The organism is Lysinibacillus piscis, assembly GCF_026012395.1.
GTDB lineage: Bacteria > Bacillota > Bacilli > Bacillales_A > Planococcaceae > Lysinibacillus > Lysinibacillus piscis.
The window spans coordinates 91,224-107,733 of record NZ_BRZA01000002.1 but is presented as its reverse complement, the minus strand read 5'-3'; the positions used below and the strand labels follow the sequence as shown (position 1 = coordinate 107,733).

Genomic DNA, 16,510 nt, shown 5'->3' with positions numbered 1-16,510 from the left:
ATTGTAACTAACATACCACTTTCACAATATGATATGCTAAAAAATAAAGGAGGTTGCTTATGCGTTTAATTTCTATTTGTCCAAGCAATACAGAGCTTGTTGCTTATTTAGGTTTAACAGAACAGCTTGTTGGTGTCGATGATTTTTCAGATTATCCTGCAACTGTGAACGCTTTACCGCAGCTCGGTCCAGATTTAGCAATCGATATCGACGCATTAGAAGCGTTGCAGCCTGATCTTGTATTAGCATCACTTAGTGTACCTGGGATGGAAAAAAATATTGAGGCACTACAGGCTAGAAATATTCCACACATCATCTTTAATGCCAATTCCTTAAAAGAAATTGCACAGGACCTGTTAACATTAGGCAAGGCGTGCGGTGTAGAACAAAGAGCCGAAACCGTCGCAGCAGCCTATTTACATTGTGTAGCGCAGTTACATAGCATTGCCCAAACCATCGCTCAAAAGCCTACGATTTATTGGGAATGGTGGCCAAATCCTATTTTCACACCTGGTCAAATCAATTGGCTCACTGAAATTAGCGCTATTGCTGGTGGGCAAAATGCCTTTCAAGATGTAGCGTTAGCAAGTGTGCAGACCGATTGGGAAGATGTTGTACAGCGCAATCCTGATTATCTTATGATGGCTTGGGTAGGTGTGGCATTTGAACGCATCAAGCCTGCTCATTTATTGAAGCGCCCACAGGCTGACACACTGCATGCTGTAAAAATGAAGCAATTGCATGTCATGGAGGAGTGGCTCTATTGTCGCCCCTCTCCACGCTTACTTGAAGGGGCTTTAAAATTGGCCAAACTGCTTCATCCTAAAGAATATGCACACGTACAGCTCCCTGACTTTTTATAAATCTAAACAAGCCCCTTGCACATATCATTGCGCAAAGGGCTTGCTTCCTGTTGTTTAAAAATAGACTATCAATAATAAACAAGGCGTCTTCTAGCAGTTTATCCACGATATTTTGTCGAATACCTACAAACACCTTTACTTATCCTACAGCAAAGTACTTATTTATACGAACTTCACCATATGATATTTTTTCTTACCACGACGCACAATACTAAAGGCATCATCTAAACGGTCTTTAGCATCCACAACATAGGCTACATCTGTTATTTTTTCGCCATTCACACTAATCGCACCATTCGTTACATCTTCACGTGCTTGACGTTTGGATGGTGAAATCGCTGCTTCTACTAATACATCTACAATGTTTTTATCTTCTTTTGCCATTTCAATAGAAGGAACATCTTTGAACGCATCCTTCATTTCCTCAGCAGAAAGTGCTTTTAAATCACCTGAGAACAATGCAGCTGTAATGCGAATAGCTTGCTCCAATGCCTCTTGTCCGTGAATTAAACGTGTCATTTCCTCTGCTAATGCCTTTTGAGCTTTGCGCAAATGTGGCTCTTCTTCTACTGATACAGCTAACGCATCAATTTCCTCATGTGATAGGAATGTGAAGATCTTTAAGTATTTCACAACATCTGCATCTGCTGCATTAATCCAAAATTGGTAGAACTCATATGGAGATGTTTTTGTCGCATCTAGCCAAACCGCTCCACCTGCTGTTTTACCAAATTTCGTGCCATCTGCCTTTGTTACAAGCGGAATCGTAATCCCAAAGGCTTTTGTTTCTTCCTCATGTGTTTTACGAATGACCTCTAAGCCAGTTGTAATATTCCCCCATTGGTCAGAGCCACCTACTTGCACACGACAATTGTAATGATTGTATAAATGATTGTAGTCAATCCCTTGAATTAATGTGTACGCAAACTCTGTAAAGGAAATACCTGTTTCTAAACGAGAGGCAATCGTATCCTTTGCTAGCATGTAATTCACATTAATTAATTTACCATAATCACGTAAAAATTCGATTGTGTCCATGCTGCCAATCCAGTCACGGTTGTTCACTAACTGTGCCCCATTGCCATCTTTTGAAAAATCAAAAATACGCTCTAACTGACCACGAATCCCTTGCACATTTTTATCAATTTGCTCCACTGTTTGTAATTGACGTTCCTCAGAGCGACCTGATGGATCACCAATCATCCCTGTTGCACCACCAACAAGGACAATCGGACGATGCCCAGCTTGTTGGAAGCGGCGCAACGTTAAGAAAGGTACGATATGTCCGATATGCAAAGAATCTGCTGTTGGATCAACACCACAGTATAGTGACACCGATTGTTCACTTAATACTTTTGCCATACCCTCTGCATCTGTTTGTTGGTATAGCAAGCCACGCCATTCTAAATCTTGTAATAATTCATTTGTCATCTTTATGCCCTCCTAAAAGTTTTGCATGTAACAACAAAAAGTCCCTACATACAAATAATTGCATGCAGGGACGTTAACTACTAACGCGGTACCACCCAGCTTGAAGATGTTAGCCATCTCCCACCTCATTCGATTGCCTTTATCGCAGGCATACACGTCTAAGCTCCAAGCACGTAATTCATTTCTACAGTATGACCAGTTTACACCAACCACTGGCTCTCTATACAGGGACTTTAAAAACTACTGCAAGCTCTTCTTCGCTAGAAAACTATACACATTATTCTATAGGATTCCTTTCCAATGTCAATATCTATATTCTTAGTAAATCGAATAAATGCAAAATAGGGGTGCAAATAAAATTGAATCCATGCTTTGGCAAAAACAAACATACATTTTAGAAAGCAAATCATTGTTTCTATAAATTTTTTATACCCTTTGATTTTACTAAAAGTATGGAATGTCTTTGAAGGCATGCGTAATATTCTCATATCCAAGCCAGTTATTCACAGTGTAGCGTCTCTCCATTAAGACATCTTCATATATCGCTCGATTTCATGCGCTACTTCCCGTATATTATTTTGGCGCATCTTCGCTTGTTCACGCATTTGCCATACTTTAGAACCAGGATGGCTGTATATGATTTTAATTTCACGACCATGTAATTTCTCAATAGCTTGAATATGTTTCGCTGTTTCAGATTCAATTATGTTCGCTTCATCTATTAATTCCTCTACTTCTTTTGCTATGAGCTCCTTTTCATCCTCAATCCATTTCTGGACTTCTGCAAGGATTGCCTGCTGTGCCCCTTCAACTTTAAGTGCTAAGGCCTCCATACTTTTTTCTACCTCTTGAAGTGAATTTTCCAATGTCTTCAACATACTGTCACCTTGCTTAAAAGCTACTATAGGCTTTTGCTTTGTTAAACGTTTTTTTCTAGTATGCAGTGTGTCTAATTCCTCTTTAGTTGTCACAATATACTTTTCTAAATCAATAATTTTTTGTGGTTTATTCATATTAGTACTCCTTTAAATTTATTTTTTAATGTTCAACTATCGCAGCCATCTTCACTCATCCAAAATCCAAATGTTTAGTACTAGATTTGGTGGCAACACTAACTATAAGGTTGTTATCTACCAAAATAATTAAAAAAATTTCATCAATCTATTTTCCTACTACAATAGCAATCCGTGTTTTTTTGTTTATAATCCGCGATAAAAAAGCATACAAACCACTTATACAATAAGCAAAATCTCTCCCTTCAAAGCAATTTGAATCATTATTTCCTAACTCAAATTTAACCATATTTCACCTCACAGCATATCTATAAGCATTATACTAACGGTTGCTAGTTACCAAAGTCAAGTTGTTTGTTATTGACCAACAACCAAATGACCTATAAGATGATAAAGAAAAATGATATAAACGAGGTGTTACAACGGTGATCGACAATTTCGGAGACGTGATAAGTAACGCAAGAAAAGAAAAAAAGCTTACATTAAGGGAAGCAGCAAAACAGATTGGTATTTCTCACCCCTATCTCTCACAATTAGAAAAGAATAAAAATAAAAAACCCTCCCTTGAGATACTTTATAAAATAGCCTATGAATTAAATATTTCGTTTGCCTACTTAATTTTATTATCTGAAATTGACATCGGATATACAGCCAATCAATTTACCAAAGAAGCCTTAGAATTCATTAAAGAAAGAAAAAATAATGATTTTCAGATGCAGCAAGAATTTCCTCATGATTTAAATGTGAAAGAAAATCCCTTGATTGCTTTAGATACATTTAATTATTTAGAAACAGCCGAGGAATTGAAGGAATCTATTAGGCAAAATTTATTAAAAGGCGCATTAAAAAATTTATCCAATTACAAACTTGAAGAGGAAAATAGTTTTAAAAATCCTTTATTAAAGAATTTTCAAGATTCTGGTGGAACAGTAAATCATAAAATTACTTTTGATATACCTGCTTATAAAAGTAGTACCATTGACGGAATTACTTTTACCACATATATTCCACCCGATGAGGCTAAAGAAAATTTTTTCAACATAGAACATCTGCTTGAATTAAATTTTGACCTACTCCATTACAGAGGGAAAAAGATTACAAGGGAACAAAAAGAAAGGTTACTCCAGTCTTTAAAGAGCATCATGGAAGAAAAATAATTCATTCCTATATATACGTTTGTCAAAGCACGAAAGGAATGGGTAAGGTGAGCGAGCACAAGAACTAGAGATGTACTACTTCAATGTTACAAAGGAAGCCTTATTTTGATTCGTATAAATGACAAAAATCAGACTATCCACATTTTTTATTGCAGAAGGTTTAGGAAGTACACCTGAAAGGATTCATACTATAGGAGCACACACTAACAGTCTTTAGTGATAGTTTGAAGGGAATTGCGACTAAAAGTAGGGCTAACTTATAGTTAAAAAAACCTAAATGCCATATATATCTAAGTTTCCAATCATTCAATATCTATATTCCTAGTAAATCATTCTATGCTATAATAGACAAGATTTTAGGAGGTCGATACATTGAAAGAGTGGATTGAAAATATCAATGCAAAGATCGATGAATTACTTACACATAAATGGTTTAAAAGATTACGCCTTTCAGGAAACGTAATCTGGAATTTATTTTTACTATTTTTAGTCTTTGCATTAGTAGGTACAGTGTTTGTTGGCTCAGTTGGCGCTGGCTACTTTGCTTCCCTCGTAAAAGAGGAGCCATTGCGTTCAAAAGAAGAGTTGCGCAAACTCATTTTTAACTATGAAGCAACCAGTGAAATTTATTTTGCTAATGATATTTATATTGGGAAGCTACGGACGGATTTAGATCGTCGTGAAACAACATTAGACCAAGTAGCACCAGATGTTATTCATGCTGTGTTAGCAACAGAGGATGAATACTTCCGTGAGCACAACGGAATTGTGCCAAAAGCTGTTGTGCGTGGATTATTGCAGGATGTAACGAATTCTGCTACACAAACAGGGGGCTCTACCCTTACACAGCAATTGATTAAAAACCAAGTATTAACAAACGAAGTATCTTATGAACGAAAAGCAAAGGAACTTTTACTTGCAATGCGTTTAGAGCATTTTATGACAAAGGATGAAATTTTAGAGGCTTATTTGAATATTATTCCTTATGGTCGAAATGCCTCTGGTCGCAATATTGCAGGAATTGAAACAGCAGCTGAAGGTATCTTTGGCATTAAGGCAAAGGATTTATCTTTACCACAAGCTGCCTACATTGCAGGGATTCCACAAGCACCTTTTGCTTATACACCATTTACCAATACAGGTGTACGCAAAAGTGACGAGGCCCTACAGCTAGGTATTGATCGCATGAAAAAGGTATTATCTCGTATGAAAGAGGCCAATTATATTGATGAAGCACAATATCAAGCAGCACTTGCCTATGATATTACAGCCGATTTCCGCGAGCCTGAAATACGTGCAGAGGAGCGCTATCCATGGCTAACACGTGAGCTAGAGGAACGTGCAAAGCAAATTATTGCTGAAATGCTAGCGAAAGAGGATGGCATTGATGTAGAACGCCTACAATCAGAGGATAAGCTACAAAAAAAATATATGATTCTAGCTGACCGTGACGTGCGTTCAAAAGGTTATCGCATTTATTCAACAATCAACAAAGATATGTATGATGCGATGCAAACTGCTGCACAAAATTTTAAATACTACGGCCATACCTACACAGGAAAAGAAAAGGACCCTTCCACTGGTGAAGAAACAGACGTTAAAATGCCTGTCGAAGTAGGTAGTATTTTAATTGAAAATAGCACAGGTCGTATTTTAAGCTTTGTTGGTGGTCGAGATTTTAGTAACAGTCAGTTAAACCATGCGACACAAGCAAATCGTTCCAATGGTTCGACAATGAAACCGTTACTTATTTATGCACCAGCCATTGAATATGGAGTTATTGGTGCAGGTAGCCCATTGGTCGATGTGAAATTTTCAATAGGTACTTGGAAGCCAAGTAACTATACAGAAAGCGATGAACGTGGCATTATTCCTGCTCGTGAAGCATTAGCAAGCTCTCAAAACTTATCAGCATTGCGTTTGTACAATGATATTATTGATCGACGCCCTGCACAGTTTTTAGCGCAAATGCATTTTTCAAAACTTCAACCAAAGGACTATGAAAATCTTTCTACAGGTATCGGTGCGTTAGAAATTGGCACAACTGTAGAAGAAAATACCAATGCTTACGCAACGTTTGCCAATGGTGGACAATTTATTCAATCTTATATGATTGACCGTATTGAGGACCAGAACGGTAAAATTATTTATCAGCATCAAGTAGAGCCTGTACAAGTATATAGCCCTGAAACATCTTATATCATTACAGATATGATGCGTGATGTACTATCAGAAGGTACAGGGACAGTAGCTCGAAGTACATTAAAGTTCTCTTCTGACTTTGCAGCTAAAACAGGGACATCTCAAAAATACAATGATGTTTGGTTCGTTGGTTATAATCCAAATATTTCACTTGGTGTATGGTTAGGCTACGATCAACAGCGTTCCTTAAATGCCTTTAACAACACCTATTTGCAACCAAGTACACGTATTAATCGACTTTGGGGAACATTAATGAATGCTGCCTATGATATTGACCCACAGCTCATTGATGCACCAACGAATTTCAAAGCACCGAAAAATGTGGTAACTGCCTCATTCTGCGGTATTTCGGGTCTAGCACCTTCTGCAGCATGTTCCAATGCAGGTCTGGTACGTTCAGATTTATTTAATGCGAAAGTATTTTTACCATCTAAGCCAGATGATAGTTTAGCAGCTTCTTTAAATGTTGTAACGATTGGCGGTAAAACCTATAATGCACTGCCAAATACGCCAGCAGAGTTTACAAAAGCAGGTGGCGCTGGTCTTAATCAAGCCTTTATTAAACGTATGTTGGGTAGACTTGGAGGTAATCCCGCAAGCCTACTACCGAAAAATTCAACATTGGCAAATACAGCTGTTTCTGCTGCTGATTTCCCTGCGGATAGTAATCCACCAGCCGCTGTCAATGCATCGTTAAACGGCAGCACATTATCATGGTCACACTCGTCAAATGATGTTGTAGGCTATCGCATTTATAATGTGACAAATGGTGGCAGCACACTTGTCACCTCTGTTACTGAGTCTACACGCAGTATTACAGTTGCAAGTGGACAAGCCTATGTCGTTGTCGCTGTAGATATTACAGGGTTAACGTCAGGAGCATCCAACACGGTAGGAATGGACAAAGTACCTGAACCTGAAGATAAGCAAGATCCGACACCACCTGATAATAATAATGGTGCTGATAATACAAATGGCAATACGAACAACAATAACAATAATAACGGAAATAATAGTAATAATGGCAACAATGGTAGTAATGGCAACAATGGCAATGGTTCGAGTAACAATAATGGTACGCCAAATAATAATTCCAATAATGGCAATACAACACCACCTTCATCTGATACTTCGACCCAATAACAACAGACTGACTACGACATTTTTTGTTTGTAGTCAGTCTATTTTTTTGTCATGATAAAGAGGATACTAAATTAGAGGGGATGTTGGTTTATGAATATTTTAGTTTTAGGTGGTACACGTTTTTTTGGTAAAAAACTAGTGGAGCTTTGTCTACAAAATGGGCATCAAGTAACGATTTTAACACGTGGGCAAAGTGGTAATCCTTTTGGCACACAGGTACAACAGCTAATCGTCGACCGCAATGATGTTGAGGCATTAACAAAGGCACTTACTGACACGGCATGGGATGTTGTTTATGACAATATTTGTTACTCTCCTATGGAGGCACAGCAATTATGTGAGCTACTCGCTGGCAAAACCAAAAAGCTTATTTTTACCTCATCCCTTTCTACTTATGATGCAGAGGGCTATGTCAAAGCAGAAGAACATTTTAATCCTTATGTCTACCCTATCAAAATGGACAATCGTGAGGCATTTTCCTATGATGAAGGGAAACGTCAAGCAGAAGCGGTCTTTTTCCAACAGGCAACATTTCCTGTTGTCGCTGTAAGGTTCCCTATCGTGATGGGAGTGCATGACTATACACGTCGCTTACATTTTCATGTAGAGCGAATTTTACAGGAACAGTCGATTTCATTGCCAAACATAGATGCAAAAATGAGCTATATTACGGATGATGAAGCTGCTGCCTTTTTATATTTTGCAGGTACTACTGCTATAGAAGGTCCTTATAATGCAACAGCGACAGGAGCTATTTCTTTAAAGGATTTATTACAGCTCATTGAAAAAGAAAGTGGCAAACAGGCCAACATTTCACTTACGGATGATGAACAATCTCGCTCCCCATATGGTGTGTCAGCGGATTGGTATATGTCCAATGCTAAAGCGACACAAGCTGGCTTTACCTTTAGCAAATTGGAGGATTGGTTACCTAACCTTGTGCAAACATTAGTGCAACAATTACAAGCTGCTGATTGATGTAGAACACTATCCGTCATAATCAAAAAATCTGCTAGCTTCCATTACGAAACTAGCAGATTTTTTGATTTTTACAATAAAATTGTTTTTAAAATAGCCACGGCTTCATCAATTTCTGATTTAGAGACTGTCAATGGTGGTAATAGTCGAATGACAGTTGGCCCTGCTCCTACTAATAGCAAGCCTTTTTCCTCTGCCTGTGCAATATAAGGTGCAACCTCTGTCTCGCCACAGCCAATCCCTAATAATAGTCCTTTACCTTGTATGGTATAGCTAGATGGTAATTGCTGTGTCAATTGCTCGACAAAATAGTGTGATAACTCCTGTACTTGCTGTAAAAAGGCTGGCTCAAAAACGTGCTCTAACACGACCTCTGCCACACTCATCGCAAGTGGATTACCACCGAATGTTGTGCCATGCGTACCAGCATTAAATGTATCGTAAAGCTCAGCTATTCCAAGCATTGCACCTACTGGGAACCCGCCACCTAGCCCTTTTGCTAATGTCACAATTGTCGGTTTTAATACAGTTTGCTCATAAGCATAACGTGTACCTGTCCGACCAATGCCTGTTTGCACTTCATCCACAATTAATAAAATGCCTTTTTCTTCACAAATAGTTGCAATCGCTGTCGCAAATTCAGGTGTGACCGAATTGACGCCACCCTCACCTTGAATCATTTCTAACATAATGGCTGCCACAGAATCATCTATTGCCGCTTCCAATGCTGCCACATCATTAAAAGGTAAAATCGTGAATTTTTCTACAAGTGGACCGAAGCCATTGTGGATTTTACTTTGACCTGTAGCTGACATAGCGCCAAATGTTCGTCCGTGGAAGGACTTCTCGAACGTAATGATATGGTGTTTACCCGTATACTTACGTGCTAATTTAATAGCCGCCTCATTTGCCTCCGCACCACTATTACAGAAAAAAGCATGAGCGAAATGTGTATCCGCTACTAGCTTTTGTGCTACCTTTTCCTGTCCTACAATATCAAATAAATTAGAAATGTGCCAAAGCTGCTCACTTTGTGCCTGCAACGCTTTGACAATCGCTGGATGTGCATGACCTAAACTGACAACGGCTATGCCACTCGTAAAATCTAAATATTGCTTTCCATTCGCATCCTCTACAACTGTTCCCTGTCCCTTGACAATTTGTGCACGACGCTGACCATAATTTCCAAATAAAGCACTCATTCATGTCCCTCCTGACAGATTGTTGTTCCTATTAAAGAATCTCCTACAATTTGCACGGATGGAATGCCTGCATGTAAGCAATCAATTGCCCCTTGCACCTTTGGGATCATTCCACCATAAATATGTCCATCTGCAATCCATTGCTCAATTATGCTCGGTGTCGCTGTTGCTTGATATTCATCGTCAATACGAATACCACTCACATCGGTTACTAGTAATAAGCTATCTGCGCCAACAGCTAATGCAAGCTCACTTGCCACGGTATCCCCATTAATATTTAGCGCTTGCCCTGTAACACTTGCTCCAACGCAAGCAATCACAGGCACAATTCCTGCTGCAATTAATTTTTCTAATAGTGCTGTCTGAACAGCCGTAATCTCACCGACAAAGCCATAAACATCTTGCTCTAAAAAATCTGCTACTAGCAGTTGATTGTCAAAGCCATTTAAGCCAATTGCTGCAATACCTGCTGTTGTTAGCTCATGAACAAGTGCTGGATTAACCTTGCCAATTAATGTGGATTGCACAATTTCCATGGCAGCCTCGCTCGTTACACGAATACCGTTTAATGTATGCGATTCTACACCTCTTTTTGCAAGCTCTTTATTAATCGCAGGACCACCTCCATGCGTAATAATTAGCTCTACACCACTATCCTGTAGCTTTTTAAAGTTCTCAAAAAACGCCTCGTTTAAACCATCGAGTGTGCTACCGCCTAGTTTAATGACCACACGTTTAGGAGCGGTATGATGCGTTGATTTGAACATAGTCATAAGTTAGGTCACATCCCCAAGCATGTCCCTTGCCTTCACCTATACCAAGCGACACGAAAATTTTCACTTCATGCATTTTTAAAATTTGAATAAGCTCTTCCTCTGAAAAAGGAATTGGCTCGCCATTTTCCACCATTGTAGCTCCACCAATTTGAATCGTAATTTTATCAGGATCAACGGTTGCGCCACTGTAGCCAACTGCGGCAATAATACGTCCCCAGTTCGCATCACAGCCAAATACTGCTGTTTTTACAAGGGGTGACCCAACAACTGTTTTAGCAATTTTACGTGCTTCCTCGTCTGAAATAGCTCCTTCTACCTCAACCTCGATCAGCTTTGTTGCGCCTTCTCCATCCTTAGCAATCATCTTTGCTAAATCTTCTGCTACTGTTTTAAGTGTATAGTAGAAATTCAACCAATCAGGGTGTTGTGGTGTTAATGATGCATTGCCTGCTAAGCCATTTGCCATCACGACTACCGTATCATTTGTCGATGTATCGCCATCCACTGTAATCGCATTAAATGTTAAATTCGTAATTTCTGAGAGGGTTGCTTGTAATGTAGCAGATTCAATATTGGCATCTGTTGTAATAAAGCCAAGCATTGTCGCCATATTCGGCTCAATCATCCCTGAGCCCTTCGCCACGCCCGCAACAATCACTTCTTTGCCGTCTATGATTGTGCTATAGCTTGTATTTTTCATAACTGTATCTGTTGTCATAATGGCTTGTGCAAAATCAATAGCGCCCTCTAATGTATCCTGTGGCTCTAATTGCGTAATACCTGCTGTCACAGGCTCCATTTTCATGATTTCACCAATCACACCTGTCGAGCAAACACCTACTAAGCTCGCATCAATGCCTAGCTTTTCTGCTGTTAATGCTTGCATTGCTTGCGCATCCTTCATGCCTTGTTTGCCTGTACAAGCATTGGCATTCCCTGAATTAACAATCATCGCCTGCATTTTTTGTGTTGTATAGACAACTTCCTTTGTTACCTTTAATGGTGCTGCCTGCACAGCATTTGTTGTAAACACACCTGCCACACTTGCAGGCACATCACTCACTAATACAGCTAAATCCTTTTTCTTATGCTTCAAGCCACAGTGTAAGCCAGCAGCCTTAAAGCCCTTTGGTGAAACAATATTTTTACTAGATAATTTTTTCATCATATCGGTTAATAGTATTTCTGTCATTATTATTTCCTCCTTATATAAAGAATGGTACGACATCAAGACCTGTCGTTTGTGGTAAATCAAATTGAACGTTCATATTTTGAATCGCCTGCCCTGCTGCACCCTTCACTAAATTATCAATCACAGAGGCAATGGTTGCACGATTTGTACGTGGATCTACTTTCACAAAAATATCACAATAGTTTGAACCTTTCACACGGTTTGTACCAATGCCGCTTCCCTCTGTCACAATACGCACAAATGGATGCTTTTCATATGTCGCCTGTAAACAGTCAATGAGCTGTGCCTCTGTAACATTCGGCATCATGGCTGCATAAGAAGTGGCTAAGATACCACGTGTCATTGGGATTAAATGTGTGTTAAAGGAAATCGCTGTCTCAACACCTGCAAACATCGCAATGGCTTGCTCAATTTCTGGAATATGTTGATGTGTGTTGGCTTTATAAATAGCAAAGCTTTCATTTGCTTCACTAAAGTGCGTTGCTTGTGAAGGTTTATTGCCAGCTCCTGAAATACCACTTTTCGCATCAATAATTAAATGCTGTGAATCGATTAATTGCTCCTTTAATAATGGCAGTAATGGTAGTAGCACAGCTGTTGGATAGCAGCCAGGGTTCGCAATCAATGTCGCTTGTTTAATTTGTGGTGCATTCCACTCTGTTAAACCGTATACGCTTTGCTGAAGTAAATCGAACGGCGCTGCCTTTTTGCCATACCAATTTTCATAGCTCCTCGGATCTTTTAAACGATAATCACCTGATAAATCAATTAATTTTGCACCTTTTCCTACCAATGGTGGCAATAGCTCACTCGTCACCCCTGATGGTGTACTTGTGAAAATAACATCCAATGTCGCTAAAGCAGCCTCATCAATTTTTTGTAAAGGTGTATCCATAATGTTTGCTAAATGCCCAAATTTAGAGGAAAAAAGAACGTCCGCTTCTGAAGAAGTAAATAATTCAATGTGTTCAACTTCTGAATGATTATGTAAAAAGCGAATTAACTCTAGCCCACCATAGCCTGTTGCTCCAATAATTCCAACCTTCACCGCACTCACCCCTGAAATAAGATAAAATTAGTATACAATTGCATATTTATTAAGTCAATTGAATTTTTATTTATTTTTAATTATTCATACAATCATTTTATCTGCTGTTATTCTATATTTCACGCTACTATATCACTTCACAAAAAAGGCTATTCTTGTGTAACTAGCAACAAGAATAACCTTCCTTTATCTTAATAAGATAGCAATCTTTTATCATATGCTTCAATCAAACCATAGCCTGGTGCGAAAAATTGATCGAAGGATGTTTCTACAACATTTTCAAAAGTACCTGCTGGAGTTTTTATGGAATAATGGATAGCACGTACATAGCCTTCATTATCTGTCCCTCTTATAATTTTTGATCCTTCTTTTATTGGTTTTTCAAATAAATACTGACTCCCATCTATTTCAAAATGAAAGGCTTGCTCCGTTTCATTATACGAAATAACAGTATGGTCTCCTGCTTCAAATCGATTGTTCGTCACTCGTTTATATACTTTTTTATCACCCAAAGTATTTTTATATTCTAGCTTTTGTAGTTTATCATTTGGTAAAAAAGATACTGCAATTACAGGTGATTCATTCGGCATTTTTATCGCTAGCGCACTTTTCGGAATCGTATACATTTTTCCATTTACTTCAATTAATGCGGTAATTTCATTTTCTGTATAGAACAATACTTCGTCAAAACGTTTTAAATTTATTCGCTCAGACGTTCCAAAGCTATTAGCAACAACTCCATAACGAATATAACGTTTATCATGATGCGTAATAGGTTGAAGTCTATTGAATGGAATATAGCCAATACTTCCATCCAACGACTGCACTCGAAGATAGCCATTTATCTCAATACCTAAGGATTGGAATGGTGTCCCTTTTGAATAGTTTTTTGTATCTTTAAAAGAATAAAAGCCATCTACCATAGCTGGTTGACGCCATTTTGGTGCTTCTGCTCCCACTATTGGACCTATTAACCTAGGACTATCCGTTAGTAACGTATAATAACCTGTATCCCTTGTCGTTGTTTCTACAATTCTAATATCCGTACCATCCACAACACCTGTTGCATCAAAGCCCTCTGACATTTCAGAATAACTTAACTTACCATTGATGAAATATATATGAGAAGTAAAATAATAACTACCTTTTCTATTCTCACTCAATAAATGTTTGCCATATGGAAAATCAATCGATGGGTATTTCTCCTCAAGATAGGCAGTTGTTCCTTGACGATTAATCACAATATAAGCTGGATTGCTATAAAAGGATGCTCGGATTTCAGCAGGTATTTCCTTAAAACGAACTAAATCCGTAGCCTGTATACGATAGCCCGAGCTCATCCAATAAAACGTTTTTTGATCATATTTCTCGATATTATAAACTCGAAAATAATGATTTCGTTTTACAACCATAGAGCTATATGTACCATCTGCATTTTGCTTATACACTTTCACATCCTTGGTAAATGTCATTTTTCCAGTTTGTCCCTTTACAATCTCTGAACCATCCCAATTCACCTGTGCATCAGCTTTTGTTGGGATAATAAAAAAGACAAGAATGATTAGTAAAGTTATACTATATTTTTTCATTTACTTTCCTCCAAATGCTCTTTTATTTCTCTTTTTCCATTGTACCATTACTGAATAATGAGGACAAAAAAGCAGGAATTGCTCATTGATTGAACAATTCCTGCTTTAACTATTAATCTTCCATTGTAGAAAGGTCACCAGTTGGCAAGTTTAACTCCCAAGCCTTCAACACACGGCGCATAATTTTACCGCTTCGTGTTTTCGGTAGCTTCTCTTTAAATTCAATTTCACGTGGTGCTGCATGTGCTGATAAACCTTTTTTTACGAAATTGCGAATATCCTCACTCAATTCCTCTGATGGCTCAACTCCTTCACGCAATGCCACGAATGCTTTAATGATTTCACCACGTACAGGATCTGGTTTCCCAATAACACCCGCCTCGACAACATCTGGATGCTCTAATAGCTTGCTTTCCACCTCAAATGGCCCAACACGCTCACCAGCTGTCATAATAACATCATCCACACGTCCTTGGAACCAGAAGTAGCCCTCATCATCCATATAAGCGGAGTCACCTGATACATACCATTCTCCTTTTAAGAAGTATGATTCATAACGCTCTGGATTGCCCCAAATTTGACGCATCATTGAAGGCCAGCCACGACGAATTGCTAGGTTGCCCATTGTAAATGGTGGTACTTCATTACCCGCATCATCCACGATTGCTGCATAAATACCTGGCAATGGCTTACCCATCGAGCCTGGTTTAATATCCATGCTTGGGTAGTTACAAATCATATGTGCACCTGTCTCCGTCATCCACCATGTATCGTGAATGCGATGCTGTAGCTCATCGACACCCCAACGAATTACTTCTGGGTTCAACGGCTCTCCTACAGATAATACATGACGCAATGAAGATAAATCATAGTTTTCTAGCATCCCACTGCCAGCGCCCATTAACATACGGAACGCTGTTGGCGCACTATACCAAATTGTCACACTGTAATCCTCAATGGCTTTATACCAAGCCTGTGGTGAGAAGCGACCACCAATGACAAGCATTGTCACGCCATTTAACCACGGTCCAAAAATACCATAAGATGTTCCTGTTACCCAACCTGGATCTGCTGTACACCAAAAAATATCTTGTTCATCTAAATCGAGCACCCATTTAGCAGATTGTGCAATTTGTAGCATTGCATTATGCACATGTAATACGCCTTTTGGTGCGCCTGTTGAGCCAGATGTATAATGCAGGATCATGCCATCTTCACGATCTACCCATTCGATATCAAACTTTGCAGATGCCTCCTGTAGACGTTTATTAAAGTCCAACATTTTATCATTTTCTTCAATATCAGAACCTACTAAGAAAATTTGTTTTAAATGTGGTAAACGCTCTACAGGTACACGGTTGAGCAATTCTGGTGTTGTCACTAATACTTTCGCTTCACTGTTCACTAAACGGTCATAAACAGCACCTTCCATAAACGCTTCAAATAATGGACCTACAATAATGCCCATTTTTAATGCCCCAAGTAAAGAAAAATACAGCTCTGGTGAACGTGGCATAAAAATAAATAAACGATCACCCTTTTCTAAATCCGTTGCTTCTTTGAAAACGTTTGCAGCTTTGTTCGACCATTTCTTCATATCATTAAATGAATAGGCTTCCTTACGTTTGCCATCATTAAAATACAAGGCTACTTTATTTTTGCGATGCGTATCAGTATGACGGTCAATTGCCTCGTAAGCGATATTCACATTTCCTGTTTCATACCAACTAAATTGCTTTTCTGCCTCTGACCAATCATATGTTGCGGCAATTTTATCATAATCCGCTAAATGATACTCCCCTTTTACAGCCTTTAATTTTTCAATAGTGTTCATCCCCATGAAACTACCCCTCTCTTTTACTATAAATTCCATATTCCCATCCCAATAACAGGTACAATATACATTTTATTTTACA

The 16,510-nt window shown here is 38.7% G+C and carries 12 protein-coding genes and 1 other annotated feature; of the genes, 4 read left to right on the top strand and 8 right to left on the bottom strand.

Translation table 11 applies throughout. From position 1 onward, the window contains the following. Positions 1 to 59: 59 nt before the first annotated feature. Positions 60 to 863, top strand: a complete 804-nt coding sequence (locus OPF91_RS06825; RefSeq protein ID WP_264987986.1) for a cobalamin-binding protein — start codon at positions 60 to 62, stop codon at positions 861 to 863. 162 nt (positions 864 to 1,025) lie between these two features. On the opposite strand, the gene tyrS is transcribed toward OPF91_RS06825, so the two are convergent. Next, positions 1,026 to 2,294: a tyrosine--tRNA ligase gene (gene tyrS, locus OPF91_RS06820; protein WP_264987985.1), complete on the bottom strand. Its 1,269-nt coding sequence runs from the start codon at positions 2,292 to 2,294 to the stop codon at positions 1,026 to 1,028. A gap of 63 nt (positions 2,295 to 2,357) precedes the next feature. Further along, positions 2,358 to 2,561 (bottom strand) — a binding site (T-box leader). Between the two features lie 257 nt (positions 2,562 to 2,818). Next, complete coding sequence (locus OPF91_RS06815) at positions 2,819 to 3,307, bottom strand: hypothetical protein (protein WP_264987984.1); 489 nt, start codon at positions 3,305 to 3,307, stop codon at positions 2,819 to 2,821. A 425-nt stretch (positions 3,308 to 3,732) separates the two neighbouring features. Between OPF91_RS06815 and OPF91_RS06810 the strand changes: the two genes are divergently transcribed. From OPF91_RS06810 to OPF91_RS06800, 3 genes are all read left to right on the top strand, one after another. Then, on the top strand, positions 3,733 to 4,464 hold the full coding sequence (locus tag OPF91_RS06810) for a helix-turn-helix domain-containing protein (protein ID WP_264987983.1): 732 nt from the start codon (positions 3,733 to 3,735) through the stop codon (positions 4,462 to 4,464). Between the two features lie 372 nt (positions 4,465 to 4,836). Further along, positions 4,837 to 7,809: a transglycosylase domain-containing protein gene (locus OPF91_RS06805; protein ID WP_264987982.1), complete on the top strand. Its 2,973-nt coding sequence runs from the start codon at positions 4,837 to 4,839 to the stop codon at positions 7,807 to 7,809. 90 nt (positions 7,810 to 7,899) lie between these two features. Then, on the top strand, positions 7,900 to 8,787 hold the full coding sequence (locus OPF91_RS06800; protein ID WP_264987981.1) for an NAD-dependent epimerase/dehydratase family protein: 888 nt from the start codon (positions 7,900 to 7,902) through the stop codon (positions 8,785 to 8,787). Positions 8,788 to 8,858: 71 nt separating this feature from the next. Here the strand turns inward: OPF91_RS06800 and argD are convergent, their stop codons facing one another. The 6 genes from argD to acsA all read right to left on the bottom strand — a co-directional run bounded on the left by argD (position 8,859) and on the right by acsA (position 16,434). Then, the gene (argD, locus tag OPF91_RS06795; protein ID WP_264987980.1) at positions 8,859 to 9,989 is read right to left on the bottom strand and encodes an acetylornithine transaminase; all 1,131 of its coding nucleotides are present in this window, start codon (positions 9,987 to 9,989) and stop codon (positions 8,859 to 8,861) included. Continuing rightward, positions 9,986 to 10,762 carry an acetylglutamate kinase gene (gene argB, locus OPF91_RS06790; protein WP_264987979.1) on the bottom strand — a complete coding sequence of 259 codons (777 nt, stop codon included), beginning with the start codon at positions 10,760 to 10,762 and terminating at the stop codon, positions 9,986 to 9,988. Before argB ends, argD begins: the two co-directional genes overlap by 4 nt. Then, a complete protein-coding gene (gene argJ, locus OPF91_RS06785) occupies positions 10,725 to 11,957 on the bottom strand; it encodes a bifunctional glutamate N-acetyltransferase/amino-acid acetyltransferase ArgJ (RefSeq protein ID WP_264987978.1) in 1,233 nt (410 codons plus the stop codon). The genes argB and argJ overlap by 38 nt, the downstream gene beginning before the upstream one ends. A 13-nt stretch (positions 11,958 to 11,970) precedes the next feature. Next, positions 11,971 to 13,005: an N-acetyl-gamma-glutamyl-phosphate reductase gene (gene argC, locus OPF91_RS06780; protein WP_264987977.1), complete on the bottom strand. Its 1,035-nt coding sequence runs from the start codon at positions 13,003 to 13,005 to the stop codon at positions 11,971 to 11,973. Positions 13,006 to 13,196: 191 nt separating this feature from the next. Next, the gene (locus OPF91_RS06775; protein ID WP_264987975.1) at positions 13,197 to 14,594 is read right to left on the bottom strand and encodes a hypothetical protein; all 1,398 of its coding nucleotides are present in this window, start codon (positions 14,592 to 14,594) and stop codon (positions 13,197 to 13,199) included. A gap of 112 nt (positions 14,595 to 14,706) precedes the next feature. Beyond that, a complete protein-coding gene (gene acsA, locus OPF91_RS06770; RefSeq protein WP_264987974.1) occupies positions 14,707 to 16,434 on the bottom strand; it encodes an acetate--CoA ligase in 1,728 nt (575 codons plus the stop codon). Positions 16,435 to 16,510: the final 76 nt, after the last annotated feature.

Bases quoted from the DNA above. Each gene is read 5' to 3' on its own strand.
- OPF91_RS06825 (WP_264987986.1), top strand. From the start codon at position 60: ATGCGTTTAATTTCTATTTGTCCAAGCAATACAGAGCTTGTTGCTTAT.
- argD (WP_264987980.1), bottom strand. From the start codon at position 9,989: ATGAGTGCTTTATTTGGAAATTATGGTCAGCGTCGTGCACAAATTGTC.
- acsA (WP_264987974.1), bottom strand. From the start codon at position 16,434: ATGGGGATGAACACTATTGAAAAATTAAAGGCTGTAAAAGGGGAGTAT.
- OPF91_RS06815 (WP_264987984.1), bottom strand. From the start codon at position 3,307: ATGAATAAACCACAAAAAATTATTGATTTAGAAAAGTATATTGTGACA.
- argB (WP_264987979.1), bottom strand. From the start codon at position 10,762: ATGACTATGTTCAAATCAACGCATCATACCGCTCCTAAACGTGTGGTC.
- OPF91_RS06775 (WP_264987975.1), bottom strand. From the start codon at position 14,594: ATGAAAAAATATAGTATAACTTTACTAATCATTCTTGTCTTTTTTATT.
- tyrS (WP_264987985.1), bottom strand. From the start codon at position 2,294: ATGACAAATGAATTATTACAAGATTTAGAATGGCGTGGCTTGCTATAC.
- OPF91_RS06800 (WP_264987981.1), top strand. From the start codon at position 7,900: ATGAATATTTTAGTTTTAGGTGGTACACGTTTTTTTGGTAAAAAACTA.
- argJ (WP_264987978.1), bottom strand. From the start codon at position 11,957: ATGACAGAAATACTATTAACCGATATGATGAAAAAATTATCTAGTAAA.